At 69.9% G+C, this 14,472-nt stretch carries 15 protein-coding genes; 7 read left to right on the forward strand and 8 right to left on the reverse strand.

The genetic code is table 11. The annotated features are described in order from the left end of the window. The first annotated feature begins 102 nt into the window (after positions 1-102). From AC3EO4_RS37615 to AC3EO4_RS37635, 5 genes are all read left to right on the forward strand, one after another. Positions 103-429, forward strand: coding sequence for a DUF742 domain-containing protein (locus AC3EO4_RS37615; RefSeq protein WP_358140927.1), 327 nt, complete (start codon positions 103-105; stop codon positions 427-429). 4 nt (positions 430-433) lie between these two features. Next, positions 434-985, forward strand: coding sequence for a GTP-binding protein (locus AC3EO4_RS37620; RefSeq protein WP_379575440.1), 552 nt, complete (start codon positions 434-436; stop codon positions 983-985). Positions 986-1,058: 73 nt separating this feature from the next. Continuing rightward, positions 1,059-2,405, forward strand: a complete 1,347-nt coding sequence (locus AC3EO4_RS37625; protein ID WP_431900207.1) for an aldehyde dehydrogenase family protein — start codon at positions 1,059-1,061, stop codon at positions 2,403-2,405. 2 nt (positions 2,406-2,407) lie between these two features. Next, positions 2,408-2,851: a DUF3598 family protein gene (locus tag AC3EO4_RS37630; protein ID WP_379575353.1), complete on the forward strand. Its 444-nt coding sequence runs from the start codon at positions 2,408-2,410 to the stop codon at positions 2,849-2,851. After that, positions 2,848-3,861, forward strand: coding sequence for a nitrilase-related carbon-nitrogen hydrolase (locus AC3EO4_RS37635; protein ID WP_379575354.1), 1,014 nt, complete (start codon positions 2,848-2,850; stop codon positions 3,859-3,861). Before AC3EO4_RS37630 ends, AC3EO4_RS37635 begins: the two co-directional genes overlap by 4 nt. Here the strand turns inward: AC3EO4_RS37635 and AC3EO4_RS37640 are convergent. The 8 genes from AC3EO4_RS37640 to AC3EO4_RS37675 all read right to left on the reverse strand — a co-directional run bounded on the left by AC3EO4_RS37640 (position 3,830) and on the right by AC3EO4_RS37675 (position 10,712). Continuing rightward, complete coding sequence (locus tag AC3EO4_RS37640) at positions 3,830-4,597, reverse strand: ABC transporter permease (RefSeq protein ID WP_379575355.1); 768 nt, start codon at positions 4,595-4,597, stop codon at positions 3,830-3,832. The genes AC3EO4_RS37635 and AC3EO4_RS37640 overlap by 32 nt on opposite strands. Beyond that, a complete protein-coding gene (locus tag AC3EO4_RS37645) occupies positions 4,594-5,352 on the reverse strand; it encodes an ABC transporter permease (protein ID WP_379575356.1) in 759 nt (252 codons plus the stop codon). The genes AC3EO4_RS37640 and AC3EO4_RS37645 overlap by 4 nt, the downstream gene beginning before the upstream one ends. Then, positions 5,349-6,299 carry an ABC transporter substrate-binding protein gene (locus tag AC3EO4_RS37650; RefSeq protein WP_379575357.1) on the reverse strand — a complete coding sequence of 317 codons (951 nt, stop codon included), beginning with the start codon at positions 6,297-6,299 and terminating at the stop codon, positions 5,349-5,351. The genes AC3EO4_RS37645 and AC3EO4_RS37650 overlap by 4 nt, the downstream gene beginning before the upstream one ends. Then, a complete protein-coding gene (locus AC3EO4_RS37655) occupies positions 6,296-7,069 on the reverse strand; it encodes an ABC transporter ATP-binding protein (protein WP_379575358.1) in 774 nt (257 codons plus the stop codon). Before AC3EO4_RS37655 ends, AC3EO4_RS37650 begins: the two co-directional genes overlap by 4 nt. 91 nt (positions 7,070-7,160) lie before the next feature. Next, the gene (locus AC3EO4_RS37660; RefSeq protein WP_379575359.1) at positions 7,161-8,165 is read right to left on the reverse strand and encodes a methyltransferase; all 1,005 of its coding nucleotides are present in this window, start codon (positions 8,163-8,165) and stop codon (positions 7,161-7,163) included. Positions 8,166-8,185: 20 nt separating this feature from the next. Next, complete coding sequence (locus AC3EO4_RS37665) at positions 8,186-8,965, reverse strand: ABC transporter permease (protein WP_379575360.1); 780 nt, start codon at positions 8,963-8,965, stop codon at positions 8,186-8,188. Next, positions 8,962-9,735 (reverse strand): ABC transporter permease, encoded by a 774-nt coding sequence (locus AC3EO4_RS37670; protein WP_379575361.1) that lies wholly within the window; start codon positions 9,733-9,735, stop codon positions 8,962-8,964. Before AC3EO4_RS37670 ends, AC3EO4_RS37665 begins: the two co-directional genes overlap by 4 nt. Then, positions 9,732-10,712, reverse strand: a complete 981-nt coding sequence (locus AC3EO4_RS37675; RefSeq protein ID WP_379575362.1) for an ABC transporter substrate-binding protein — start codon at positions 10,710-10,712, stop codon at positions 9,732-9,734. Before AC3EO4_RS37675 ends, AC3EO4_RS37670 begins: the two co-directional genes overlap by 4 nt. Before the next feature lie 382 nt (positions 10,713-11,094). Between AC3EO4_RS37675 and AC3EO4_RS37680 the strand changes: the two genes are divergently transcribed. Both AC3EO4_RS37680 and AC3EO4_RS37685 read left to right on the forward strand, forming a co-directional pair. Next, positions 11,095-14,049, forward strand: a complete 2,955-nt coding sequence (locus AC3EO4_RS37680; RefSeq protein WP_431900210.1) for a sensor histidine kinase — start codon at positions 11,095-11,097, stop codon at positions 14,047-14,049. Further along, positions 14,046-14,468 (forward strand): roadblock/LC7 domain-containing protein, encoded by a 423-nt coding sequence (locus tag AC3EO4_RS37685; RefSeq protein ID WP_358140687.1) that lies wholly within the window; start codon positions 14,046-14,048, stop codon positions 14,466-14,468. Before AC3EO4_RS37680 ends, AC3EO4_RS37685 begins: the two co-directional genes overlap by 4 nt. Positions 14,469-14,472: the final 4 nt, after the last annotated feature.

A 14,472-nucleotide genomic window follows, 5' to 3' on the forward strand; every position in this document is an offset into this window, starting at 1 on the left:
GCGTGAGATGGGGGACAGGAGAAGGCTGTGACAGATCAGGGTTGGGCTGGTGATAACAATCAGGGGCGTCAAGGAGCCCCACGCCCGCAGGGGTCGAGCTCGCTGGTCAGGCCGTATGCCGTGACCGGAGGGCGCACGGCGCCCAGGGTGAAGTTCGCGATGGAGGCGTTGGTCTCCTCCGCCACATCCGAACATCGCGATCTTTCTCTCCTCAGTCCGGAGTATCAAGCGATCATCCAGTTGTGCCGGTCGGTCAGGTCGGTCGCCGAAATCTCCGCCCTCTTACGAGTTCCGCTCGGCATCACCCGGGTGCTGATCGCGGACATGGCGTCCGAGGGCCTGATTCGCGTCCACCAGCCTCAGCTGGAAGCGGGTAAGCCGGATCTCAACCTGCTCGAAAGGGTGCTAAGTGGACTTCGCAGGCTCTAGCGGCCTGACCTCGACGAAGATCGTCGTGGCGGGCGGGTTCGGTGTGGGCAAGACGACGTTCGTGGGTGCGGTGTCGGAGATCCTGCCGCTCACCACGGAGGCGGTCATGACCGACGCCTCGGCGCACATCGACGACGTGTCGCTCACGCCGAACAAGACGACCACCACGGTGGCCATGGACTTCGGTCGCGTGTCCCTCGACCGCGACCTGATCCTGTACCTGTTCGGCACGCCGGGTCAGCACCGGTTCTGGTTCATGTGGGACGACCTGGTCCGCGGCGCCATCGGCGCCGTCGTACTCGTCGACACCCGCAGGCTGGCCGACTCCTTCCCCGCGATCGACTACTTCGAAGAGGCCAAGCTGCCCTTCGTCGTCGGGATCAACGGGTGGGACGGCCACTACCTCCACGCGGAGGAGGAGATCAGGGAGGCGCTGACGCTCTCCCCGCACATCCCGCTGGTCCGTCTCGACGCCAGGTCGCGCGACTCGGTGAAGAGCACGCTGATCACCCTGGTGGAGCACGCGCTCACCAGCCACGTGGGTCCTCGCGGCTGATCGCCGCGAGGGCCCGCGGCCCGATGGTGGAGATCCACCGGGCTTGCGGCTATTGTCGGCTCTGATCATGGTGGTGAACCCCCTCACTGGAGAGCCCGACCGCCCGCTGTCGCCGATGCCGCCCGAAGAGCTGGCCGCGACGGCGGGCGAGCTGCGCTCGCGGTCGGCGACCTGGCGCGCGGCCGACAGGGGCGAGGCGCTGTCCGCCTTCGGCGCGGCCATCGCGGGTGACGAGCACCTGCTGGCCGCGCTGGTCGCCGACACCGGCCGCCACGCGGAGTCGGAGCTGGAACGGCGCGCCGTGGCCGCCGTCATCGACCGGTGGGTACGGCAGGCGCCCGCGCTCCTGGCCGACCGGCCCGACGAGCCCGCCGCGATCCCGGGGATCGTGGTAGGCGGGCAGGCGGTGCCGTACGAGTTGGTCGGCGCCATCAGCCCGTGGAACTTCCCTCTCCTGCTCGGCCTGATCGACGCGGTCCCCGCGCTCGCCGCGGGATGCGCGGTGCTGGTGAAGCCCAGCGAGCTGACGCCCAGGTTCATCGAACCCCTCATGCGGCTGGTGCCGCCCGAGCTCCCCCTACGCGTGGTCGAAGGCGACGCCAGGACGGGGGAGACTCTGGTGGGGCTCGTCGACGCGCTGGTGTTCACCGGCGGTGTCGCCACGGGCAGGAAGGTCGCGCAGGCCGCCGCCAGGGCCTTCATCCCCGCCTTCCTCGAGCTGGGCGGCAAGGACCCCGCGATCGTGCTGGCCGGCGCCGACCTCGACAGGGCCGCCACGGCGATCCTGCGCGGCGGCACGGCGAACGCCGGCCAGGCCTGCCAGTCCATCGAACGCGTCTACGTCGCCCGCGAGATCTTCGACGACTTCCTCGGCCTGCTGGTGGCCAAGGCGGAGGCGACATCGCTCACCTGCGAGGGAGGGCCCGTGGGTCCGCTGGTCAGGACCGGGGTGATTCCCGCCCAGCTGGCCGAGGCGGCCGCGCGCGGAGCCGTCGTGCACACCGGCGGGCAGATCGAGCGGCACGGCGGCGGCCACTGGATGCGGCCGACCGTGCTGTCCGGCGTCGACCACTCCATGCGGGTCATGACCGAGGAGACCTTCGGTCCCGTCCTGCCCGTGATGGACTTCGACGGCGTCGACGAGGCGGTCGCGCTGGCCAACGACTCCGACTACGGCCTGTCGGCGGCGGTGTTCGCGGCCACCGAGGAGGAGGCCAGGCAGGTGGCCTCCCGCCTGCGGGTGGGCGCGGTCAGCGTCAACGACGCCGCGCTGACCGCCTTCGTCCACGAAGGCGAGAAGCACTCGTTCAACCTGTCGGGGCTCGGCGGTTCCCGCATGGGCCCTGCCGCCGTCAACCGCTTCGTCAGGCGCAGGGCCCACCTGGTGAACCGGTCACCCCGATCCGTCTGGAGCGTGTAGCGATGGGACTTCGCGCGGAGATGCCGCTGCTGGCCAGGCACGAGGGCGAGTGGGAGGGGACCTACCGCCACCTCGACAGCATGGGCCAGGTGGTGGACCTGCACCGCTCCCGCCTGACCTGCTCGATCGTCGACGACAGCGTCTACCACCAGGTCAACGAGTACACCTGGGAGGATGGCAGGAGCGAGCGTCACGAGTTCCCCGGCACCTACCTCGGCGACGGGCGCTGCGCCTTCGACACCGAGCGGATCAGGGGCGAGTTCTGGGAGGTCGACGCCTCCACCATCTACCTCACCTGGGCCTTCAAGGCCGAGGACGAGGACCTGCGGCTGTTCGAGCTGATCGTCCTGAGCGAGGACGGCACGACCCGCAGCAGGGTGTGGCAGTGGATCCAGGCCGGGCAGTGCGTGCGCCGCACGCTGATCGACGAGAAGCGCGTCGGGTGACCGCCTACCGGGCGCTCGCCCTCCAGGTCAGGACCCAGGCGGTCAACGGCTCGGCAGAGCCGCGCGCGCTCATCGCCTCCGCGATCGGCAGGATCGCCGCCCAGACCGCCGCGGCCAAGGCATGGGTCGGTCCCGACCTGCGTCTCGTGGTGCTGCCCGAGTACGTGCTCACCGGCTTCCCCTTCGGCGAGAGCGTCGCCGAGTGGCGGACCAGGGCGGCCCTGGCCCCCGAAGGCTCCGAATACCGGGCGCTGGGCGAGATCTCCCGGAGCAACGACCTCTTCCTGTGCGTCAACGCCTACGAGAGCGACCCGCACTTCCCCGAGCTGTTCTTCCAGGCCACGGTCATCCTCGACCCTGCGGGCGAGTGCGTCCTGCGCTACCGGCGGCTGCACTCGATGTTCTCCCCGACCCCCTACGACGTGTGGGAACGCTACCTCGACGTCTACGGCCTGGACGCCGTGCTGCCCGTCGCCCGCACCGAGCTCGGCAACCTCGCCGTGATCGCCTCGGAGGAGATCCTCCACCCCGAGCCGGCGAGGGCTCTGGCGCTGCGCGGCGCGGAGGTGTTCTGCAACCCCACCGCCGAGGCCTCCTCGCCCGCCCTCACCCCGAAGGCGATCGCCCGGCGGGCCAGGGCCATCGAGAACCTCGCCTACGTCGTCTCCGCCAACAGCGGAGGGCTGGACGGGCTGCCCATCCCCGGCGACTCCACCGGCGGCGGCTCCGAGCTCATCGACTTCGAGGGCCGCCCGCTGGCCCAGGCGGGACACGGGGAGTCGCTGGTGGCCGCGGCCGAGCTCGACCTGGCGGCGCTGCGCCGCTTCCGCCGCCGCCCAGGTATGGGAAACCTGCTGGCCAGGGTGAAGCCCGCGCTCTGGGCCGAGGAGTACGGCCGGCACGACGTCGAGCGCCCCGACGAACTCGCCTCGGGGCCGCCCACCAGGCAGTGGTTCCTGGAACGGCAGCGGGCGGCGATCAGGCGGCTGTACGGCCCCGATGCCACCTGAGCGCCCGGCGCTCCACCGCGAGGAACACTCCATTCAGCACCACGCCGAGGATGCCGAGCAGCACGATGCCCGCCCACATCGCGGGGATGTCGAAGCTGCCCTCGGCCTCGCGCATGCGGTGCCCGATCCCCTCGCTGCTCGCGTACAGCTCGGAGATCACCATCATGATCAGGGCGAGCGCGACGCTCAGCCTCAGGCCCGCGAAGATCTTGGGCCCGGCCGCGGCCAGCACGACCGGCCAGCGTCGCAGGTGGAAGACCTGGGCCGTGTCGAGATACTGCCTGTCGACGTAGCGGGCTCCGTCCATGGCGTTGATGAGCACCGGCCACAGCACGCCGTACACGATCGCGGCCAGCTGGATCGGCGTGCCGACCCTGAAGAAGACCAGGAACACAGGCAGCAGCGCGGCGGGCGGCACCGACCTGCCGAAATGGACGAGCGGCTCCACCAGCGCCGACAGCAGTCTCGAGCGGCCCAGCGCGACCCCGAGCGCCACGCCGGCCGCGGCGGCCACCGCCCATCCCGCGGCCAGCCTGCCCAGGCTCGGCAGCAGGTCGCCCGCGGCCTCCTCGGTCAGGAACAACCGGGTCGGCGGCCCGGCGAACCACATCTCGTGCATCCTGGCCAGGATCGTGGAAGGAGGAGGGAAGTAGACCGCGCCGATCGAGCGGGTGGCCACCTCCCACGCGATCGCCGCGACGGGCAGCAGCCAGTACCAGGCGAGTCGCCTGATCACGCGCCCTCACCCGCCCTCGCCCTGTGCCAGCCGAACAGCCGGCGCTCCGCCGCCGTGAACAGCGCGTTGGCGCCCAGCCCTATCGCGCCGGCCCAGACGGTGGCCGCCAGCATCCTGTCGACCCTGTTGGCGCTGCCCGCCTGCACCAGGAAGGTGCCGATGCCGCCCGCACCGCCCGCGATCAGCTCGACGCTGACCGCCACGATCAGCGTGACGGACACAGCGATGCGCACGCCCGTCGCGATGAACGGCGCGGTGCTCGGCAGGGAGACGCGCCACAGGATCGCCAGGGGTCCGAAGCCGAAGCCGCGCATCGTGTCCTTGGCGACGGGGTCGACGTCGGCCAGGCCGTACATCGTGTTGATCAGCAGTGGCCAGGAGCAGGTGTAGACGACCAGGGCCGTCTTGGCGTCCTGGCTGTCGGTCCAGACGAACATCGCCAGCGGGATCAGCGACAGCGAGGGGATCGGGCGCAGGAACTCCACCAGCGGACGCACCGAGCGCTCCACCGCCGGCACCGTGCCGAGCAGCAGCCCCGCGGGCACCGCCGTGACGATCGCGATCAGCAGGCCTGTCGCGCAGGCGGCGAGCGTCACGCCGACGTCGGCGAGGAAGACGCCGTCGACCACCAGGCCCGCCGCCGTCACGAGCACGGCGGACACCGGCGGAAGCACCTCGATCAGTCCGGTGCGCCCGGCGACCTCCAGCAGGAGCAGGAAGCCGAGCACGCCCGCGACGCCCAGCGCCTTGGTCATCCGATCCTGGCGGGGATCAGCGTGGTGACGTCGGGCTTGGCCTTCAGGTAGCCGTAGCCGTGCAGCAGGTCGGCCAGCTTCTGGAACTCGCCCTTGTCGACGTCGGCGGAGAACTGGCCGAGCTTCATCGCCGCGGCCGTCTCCGCGGGGATCTGCGTGTAGGTCGGGATGACGGCGTTGATCGCCTCCCGGTCCGTGCTGGCGATCTGCTGCGCCTTGGCCAGCGCGCGGTGGAAGGCCGCGGCCGTCTTCGGGTTCTTGGCCAGCCAGTCCTCCGACACGCCCCACGCGTCGAGCGGCAGTCCGTCGGTCGGCCCCGAGGTGGTGTCGATGATCTCGACGGCGCCGTCCTTCTTGGCGGCGCTCAGGAAGGGTTCGACCAGCCACGCGGCGTCGATCTTCTTGGTCGACAGCGCCGTGAGCTGGTCGGCGAACGGCACCGCGACGAACTTCACGTCCTCGGGCTTGAGACCCGCCTGCTGCAGGTGCGCGTTGGTGACGGTCTGGCCGAGCGCCCTGAGCACGTTGACGCCCACCGTCTTGCCCTTGAGGTCGGCCGCGCTCTTGACGGGGGAGTCCTTGGGGACCACGACGCTGGCGATGCCCGGCGCCGCCGTCTGAACGTGCTGGAACAGCTTCAGCTTGGCCGCGCCCGAGTCGTTGATGGCCAGCAGCGAGACGTAGCTGGTCAGGAAGGCGTCCATGCTGCCGTTGAGGATCTTCGGCATGACGGCCTGCGGGGCCTGGATGATCTCGGTCTTGACCGTGAGCCCCTCCGCCTTGAAGAAGCCGTTCTTCTCGGCGATGAACAGCGGTGCCGACGAGGGCACGGGGACCACGCCGACGGTCAGCGTCGTCTTCTCCTGCGCCGTGGCGCCGTCACCGCCGCCCCCACCGCAGGCGGCCAGGGCCGACACCAGGACGATCGCCAGTGCTGCTCGCTTCACGCGTGGGTCCTTTCGACGCCGCGCACGAGGCGTCCTACCTCGGCGCGCAGGTGGACGAAGTCGGGATGCTCACGGGTGGAGATCTGGTCGCGCGGGGAGGGGAGCTCCACCTTCAGATCGCCGACGACGTGGGCGGGCGCCTTCGACAGCACCACGACCCTGTCGCCGACGTAGACGCTCTCGTCGATGTCGTGGGTGATGAGCACGATGGTCATCTGATGGTGCCCGCGCACCTGCAGGACCAGGTCCTCCAGGTCCTCCCTGGTCTGCGCGTCGACCGAGCCGAACGGCTCGTCCATCAGCATCAGCGTGGGCCGGTAGGCCAGCGCCCTGGCGATCGCCACCCGCTGCTGCATGCCGCCGGACAGCTGGAAGGGGTACTTCTTGCCCGCGCCCTCGAGGCCGACGGACTCCAGCGCCTCCTGCGCGGCGGCCCTGCGCTGCCGCTTGTCCATGTCCTTGCGGCGCAGGGGCAGCGCCACGTTCTCGGCGACGGACATCCAGGGGAAAAGGGAGCGGCTGTAGTCCTGGAAGACGACGGCCAGGTTGTCGGGGGTCTGCCTGACCAGCTCGCCCGCGATGCGCACCTCGCCGCCCGTGGGCTGGATGAGCCCGGCGATGGAGCGCAGGAGGGTGGACTTGCCCGCGCCCGAAGGGCCCACGACGCACAGCAGCTCGCCCTCGGAGACGCTCAGATTCAGCCCCTCGATGGCATGGTGGGCGCTGGGACCGCTGCCGTAGACGTGGGAGAGGTTCGATATCTCAAGCACGCTGAATCCTCAGGCCGCTGGGGGGTTGGAGTTGTGATCCGGACTCTATCGGAGCATGTGATCGAACGGCCATCGCCTTGACACCTTCCTGTCAGACGGGCACGGCTTCCACGAGGCTCGCCCCGGCGGACAGGTCGAACACCTCGCTCAACCTGAACCCGGTCTTCTCCAGCAGGACGGCGTACTCCTGGCGAGTCCGCTCGGTTCCGCCGTCGAACAGGGCGAGCATCCGCATGTCCATGTCCTTGCCGACGTGCGGCTCGTCCTCGTCGGGGAGGACCATCTCGAGGATGAGCAGGCGCCCGTCCTCCCTGATCGCCTCCCTGACCCTGCGCAGGATGCGCTCGGCGTCGTTGTCGTCCCAGTTGTGCAGGATGCTGGCCAGCAGGTAGGCGTCAGCCCCCTCGGGGACGCCCTCGAAGAAGTCCCCCGCCAGCACCTCGCACCGGTCCGTCAGCCCGTGCGCGCCCAGCGCCTCCGCCGCGCCGGGAACCACGTGCGCCAGGTCGACCAGGACGCCGCGGACCCCAGGGTGGGCGTGCAGCACCGCCGCCAGGATGTGGCCCTTGCCTCCCGCCACGTCCACGAGCGTGTCGACGGCGGAGAAGTCGTACCGCTCGGCCACCTGCCGGGCGAACGGCATGGCTCGGGAGGTCATGTAGTCGTCGAAGACGGCGCCCACCTCGGGGTGCCGCCCGAGGCGCTCGTAGAGCGGGCCGTACCGCTCGACGAACGCCGAGCGGCCCTGGCGCACGGTCGAGGGCAGGTTGCCGAGGGCGTACCAGAAACCCTCCTCGGCGATCATCCGTACGGCGGGCAACGTGGAGTCGGGAGCGTCGGAGCGCAGGGAGGAGCCCTCCTCGGTCAGCTCGTACCGGTCGGGCTCGACCGACCGCACGATCCCCATGCCGGCCAGCTCGCGAAGGACCCGGCGCAGCGAAGGGGCGTGCGCGCCGCACCTCAGAGCGAGCTCCTCGGCGTTCAACGGTCCTTCGGCCAGGTGGTCGGCGCATCCCAGCTCCGCCATCGTCGCCAGGGCGGCGAACCTGGAGATGCCCGAGATGGCGTTCCAAATGGGGCCGGCCGGGTGTGACACGATTTCCTCCAACGCGTGATCTAGTGAGTGCGCCTGGCGTGGTGGTGCCAGACCAGTAGTCGTCGTTCGGCCACGGTGAACAGCCCGTTCACCAGGTAGCCCAAGAGGCCGAGAAGCGCGATGGCGCCCCAGACCGCAGGGGTGTCGAAGCCGCGCTGCGCCTGCAGGAGCTGGTATCCGATGCCGTCCGCGCTGCCGAACAGCTCGGAGATGACCATCAGGATGAGCGCGAGCGACAGGCTCAGGCGCAGCCCCGCGAAGATCTTCGGCGCGGCCGCGGGAATGACGACGTTCCGCAGCTGCTGCGCCCTGGTCAGGCCGAAGACGATGGCGGTCTCGGTGTAGGTCCTGTCCACGGCCTTGGCGCCGTCGATGGAGTTGAGCAGCACGGGCCACACGACGCCGAAGACGATGGCCGCGATCTGCATGGCCAGGCCCGCGTGAAGGAGCACCAGGAGCAGCGGCAGGAGCAGCGGCGGCGGGATGACCCTGGCGAACTGGATGAGCGGTTCGACGTAGTCGGCGGCGGTGCGGGACCGGCCGAGGACGACCCCGATGATCACGCCGAGCACGGCGGCGAGGATCCAGCCGGTGAACATGCGGCCCAGGCTGGGCAGGATGTTCTCGATCGCGTCATCGGTCAGGAAGAGCCTGCTGACGGGGCCCGAGAACCACATCTCGTGCATTCTGAGCACGATGGTGGAGGGCGGGGGGAAGTCGGTGTCCTGGAGGATCCGCGTCGTCAGCTCCCAGAGCGCCACGACCAGCGGAACCAGCCATACACGCTTGAGAGCGTTCACGTCGTCGCTCCGGTTCTGGCCTGGTGCCAGTGGAAGAGCCGCCGCTCGGCGGCCACCAGCAGGAGGTTGGCCACCAGGCCGATGATCCCGGACCAGAACGTGGCGGCCATGATGAGGTCGGTACGGTTGCCGCTGCCCGCCTGGATGACGAACACGCCGATCCCGCCGGTGCCGCCCGCCAGGAGTTCGGAGCTGACCGCGAGGATGAGCGCGATGCCCGCGGCGATGCGCACGCCCGTGAGCATGAACGGCGCCGCGCTCGGCAGGCTCACCCTGCGCAGCACGTCGACGGGGCCGAAGCCGAAGCTGCGCAGCGACTCCTTGGCGAGGGGGTCGACGTCGTGCATGCCGTACAGGGTGTTGATCAGCACAGGCCACAGCGAGGCGTAGACGATGACGGACACCTTCATCAGCGAGTCCGTCGAGATCAGCAGGATCGCCAGCGGGATGATCGCCACGGAGGGGATCGGCCGCAGGAACTCCAGGAGCGGCCTGGTGGCCCGTTCCACGGACGGCAGGCTCCCCAGGAGCACGCCGAGCGGCACCGCGACCACGACCGACAGGAGCAGGCCCAGGGCCCAGTTGGTGAGGGTGGTCGCGACCCCGGACAGGAAGACGGGGTCGGCGAGCAGGCCCGCCGCCTCCCACAGGACCTGCGAGGGGGGCGGGAAGACCACGTCGTCGGTGAGCGCGAACCTGACGGTCAGCTCACCGACGAGGAGGAACCCCGCGACGCCTGCGGCGCCGCGGAGGATTCGCGCCCTGCTCATCCGGTGGCGCCGACCAGAATGGTCTTCACGTCCAGCGGGCTCTGGATGTACTTGTACTCGAGCATGAGGTCGGCGACCCGCTGCAGCCGCGTCTCGTTGAGCGAGGTCGGGAACGTCCCGAGGGTGATCACCGAGGCGGTCTTGGCGTCGATCTTGGTGTAGGTGGGCAGCACCGCCTCGACCTCCTTGCGGTCACTGGCCACCAGCTGCTGGGCCTTCGCGATGGCGCGCTGGAAGGCGGCCAGCGTCTTCGGGTACTTCTTCGTCCACTCCTCGGTCGCCATCCAGGCGGCGATCGGCAGGTCGGCGGTCTGGCCCGAGATGGTGTCGGCCAGCTTGCGGAACCCGGCCTGGCTCTGGGTGGCGGTGATGAACGGCTCGGTCATCCACGCCGCGTCGCCCTGGCCGGTGCTGAGGGCGTTGGCCATGTCGGGGAAGGGCTTCTCGATGAACTTGATGTCGTCCTTCGTGAGTCCCGCGACCTTCAGCGTGGCTTCCACGGTGAGGGTGCCGATGTTGTTGAGGGTGTTGACCAGAACGGTCTTGCCCTTGAGGTCGGCCACCGAGTTCAGCGGGGAGTCCTTGGGGACCATGAGGTTGAAGGTGTTCGGCGCGGCCTGGTAGACGTCACCGACGACCTTGATCTTCTCGCCCTTGCTTGCCGCGAGGAAGGTCGAGACGTAGTTGGTGTGCGAGATGTCGAGGGCGCCGTTCTTGATCTGCGGAAGCGCGGCGGCGCCGCCCTGGATGATCACCGGCTCGACGGTGAGTCCCTCTGCCTTGAAGAACCCCTTGGCGTTGGCGATGTAGAGCGCGGCCGGGTCGGGAATGGGAAGGGCGCCGACCTTGATCGTGGTCTTCTCCAGCCCCTTTCCCCCGGCGGGGGCGCTGGCCGTATCCGATCCACCGCAAGCGGCTAGGGAGAGCGCCGCCGCCAAGCCGAGAACGAGCGCGCGGGCGCGGACTATGCGAGTCATCGAGGAGCTCCTGCGAGGGGGGGAAGCGTGGATGTCCGTTATGACGGGCGTGAAGCGTACAGGAGCGCGATCTTTCCTGGAAGACGGGTGTCTCGTATAGGGGGTCATGCGCGAAAAGGAGGAATTACGACATGTCCCTAATGTGGTGATTGCTATACGTAACGGGATGTATGTCTGATTTATTGGCGGATGTGGCAGGGCGTCCTGTGGGCGGAGTGGCAATAAATGCGTAACCCATTGGAGCGTTCCAAAAGTTGCATTGCATTGGCGTGAGATAGAAGGTTGTGCTCCAATTGCCCCGATACTTGCCTGCAACCACTCGTCTCACCGGCGAATCGGTTCGCTCCGCACAAGCGCAGGCATCCGCGAGAGGTTACGACTTGTGAGGACAGCAACGACCGGCTCCGGTCGTGGCATCGCGCCGGAACCCCCGGGCCCCAAAGCGGCTCGCGAGCCGATGCCCGAGCCGGGCGAGGACGCCGGTAGCAAGATCGCCCTGCGCAACTGGCGGGTGCGCACGCGGCTCGTGGCGCTCATCGCCGTCCCGACCGTCGTGGCCGTTCTGCTCGGCGCGCTCCGCGTGACCACGTCGATCAGCAGCGCGGAGGAGTACGGACGCGTCGCCGACGGGGCGGAGCTGGTGGTCGCGCTCGGCGGGCTCGGTCACGAACTCGCCCTCGAACGGGACCTCTCGGCCAGGTTCGTCGCGGCCAACAGGGACGACGGCGACCTCCAGGGCCTCAAGACCCAGTACCAGGCGGTCGACGCCGCGGTCACCAAGGTCAAGGCCGCCGCGCGGACGGCAGAGGAGTCGATGTCGGAGCTGGGCCGCCGCGAGCTGGCGCAGGTCCGGATCCGGCTCGACCAGCTGCCCACCCTGCGGACGACGGTCACCGACACCCAGCTGCCCCCCGTGCCGGTCATGGAGAAGTACTCCGAGACCATCGCCGAGATGCTGCAGCTCTACGACGAGACCGTCCAGGGTGTCTCCGACGACGAGCTCATCGTCACCAACGCGGCCCTCGGCGCCGTCGCGAGGGTCAAGGACGAGGTCTCGAAAGAGCGGGCACTGCTGACGATCGCCCTCGTGCGGGGCCGCTTCGACGGCACCGAGTTCGACGCCTTCCTGGCCGCCCGATCCGGCAGGGACAGCGAGCGAAACGCCTTCCGCGCCGCGGCCACGCCCGCGCAGCGGCAGTTCTTCGACGACACGGTGACCGGCCAGGAGGTCGGCCGCGCCGAGCTGTACGTCGCCAGGGCCGTCTACCTGCACAACCAGCGGACGTCGCTGCGCGCGCTGGACACCTCCACGACCCAGGACGCCCAGCGCTGGTTCGACGCGATCTCCAAGACCGCGGACCGGCTCTACGCGGTGGAGAAAGCGCTGTCCGGCTCCATCACGATCAAGAGCACCGAGCTGAAGGCCGCCGAGCAGCAGGTCGCCGTCATCAACATCGCGCTCGTCCTCGTGCTCCTCATCATCGTCCTGGTCATCACCGCGATCATGGCGCGGTCGCTGGTCCGCCCGCTCCGCCGGCTGCGCGGTGACGCGCTGGAGGTCGCGGGCAGGACGCTGCCGGGCATCGTGCAGCGGCTACGCGAGGAAGGACACGGCACGGAGACCGTGGAGGTCCCGCCGATCGGCGTCTCCTCCCAGGACGAGATCGGTGAAGTGGCGCGGGCCTTCGACGAGGTCCACCGCGAGGCCGTACGGCTGGCCGGTGAGGAGTCCAAGCTCCGCGCCAACGTCAACGCCATGTTCGTCAACCTCTCCCGCCGCAGTCAGACGCTGGTCGAACGGCAGATCACCCTCATCGACGGCCTGGAACAGGGCGAGCAGGACGAGCAGCGGCTCGCGAACCTGTTCAAGCTGGACCACCTGGCCACCCGTATGCGCCGCAACTCCGAGAACCTCCTGGTCCTCGCCGGGCAGGACCCGCCGCGACGGTGGAGCCAGCCGGTGCAGCTCGTCGACGTCGCCCGTGCCTCCCTTTCCGAGGTCGAGAACTACGACAGGGTGAACCTCCAGGTGCCGGGCGGCGCGGCCGTCGCGGGCCAGGCCGTCAACGACGTCATCCACCTGCTGGCCGAGCTGGTCGAGAACGCGCTTGCCTTCTCCCCCCGCGAGACCCACGTCGTGGTCTCGGGCAACAGGATCGACGGCGGCGGCATGATGGTGTCGATCACCGACTCCGGCATCGGCATGACCCAGGAGGAGCTCGTCCAGGCCAACGCGCGCCTGGCCGAGGCGCCGACCGTGGACGTGTCGGTGTCGCGGCGCATGGGTCTGTTCGTGGTCGCGAGGCTGGCCCACCGGCACGGCGTCAGGGTGCAGCTGCGCCCGCACGGCGGCGGCGGCCTGACCGCGATGGTGCTGCTGCCCGAGTCGCTGCTGGGCGGCGCCACGCCCGCCATGGCGGGCACGGGAGCCAGAGGCGTGGAGACGCACTCGCCCGCGGGCTGGCCCGCCGACACCCAGCGACCCGCCCCCTTCACGGCCGACACCGGCCCCGCCTGGGCCTCCGAGCCAGGGCCGGGCACCGGCGGGCCCAGTGGCTGGAGCTCCGACCCTGGGTCCGTGCCGAGCTGGGGCGGCGCCGACACGGGCGGCGGCATGGGTTCGTGGCCGTCCTCGGCCCAGTGGCCCTCCTCCGACGGCGGCGCGCCGCAGTGGCCCTCCTCCGACGGAGCCGCCCCCCAATGGCCCTCCTCCGACGGAGCCGGGGCCCAGTGGCCGTCCGAGAGCGGCGCGTGGGCCTCGGGCCCCCGCGTGGCGGGCGGCACCTTCGACAGCGGCGAGGCCGACGTATGGGCGCCCAGCAAGGGGGCGTGGCCCGAGTCCACGCCCGCCGAGCAGCCCTCCACCTGGTCGTTCCAGGACAGGGCGAGCGCCTCGCCGGGCACGGGACGGTACGACTTCCCCGAGGTCGAGTCGAACCCGACGGGACCCATCCCCGCGGTGAAGGGCGCCAAGGGCGACGAGTTCCTGCCGATCTTCGCCTCCGTCGAGTCGGCCTGGTTCGACAAGGGCGAGGAGTGGGGCGCGGCCAAGGCCGACGCGGGCTGGTCGGCGGCGGAAGCCGTACGCGAGCCCGTCAAGGACGGGTCCACGGCCGCCGGGCTGCCCAAGCGGGTGCCCAAGGCCAACCTCGTCCCCGGCTCCGCCGACACCTCGGCGCCCAAGGGAGTCGCGCCCATGCCGGCGATCTCGCCGGAACGGGTGCGCAACAGGTTCTCGAGCTTCCAACAGGGGTTCAGGGCCGCACGTGACGACATCAGCGAAGGCCGCTACACGGGCGGCCCGAGGACCGTTGATAGCAGGGAGGAGGACGAGTGAACGACCTGAGTCACGCGGCACGCGGGGTCGACTGGTTGATCACCGACTTCGTCAGTGGCGTTCCCGGAGTCGCCCACGCGGTGGTGGTCTCTTCGGACGGCCTGCCGCTGGCGGCCTCTTCTGGATTCCCGGCCGACCGAGCCGACCAGTTGGCCGCCATCGCCTCAGGGCTTATCAGCCTGACGCAGGGAGCCGCACGGGTCTTCGAGGGAGGGCCCGTCACCCAGACGATCGTCGAGATGCAGCGCGGGCTGATGCTGATCATGGCGATCAGCGACGGCTCGTGCCTGGCGGTGCTGGCAGCGCCCGACTGCGACATGGGGCTGGTGGCGTACCAAATGACGCTGATGGTGGAGCGGGCCGGTCAGGTGCTCACGCCTGCCGTACGCGCCGAGCTCCGCGCGACCCAGACCAGGTGATGTA

The sequence above is a fragment of the Nonomuraea sp. bgisy101 genome (assembly GCF_057708945.1).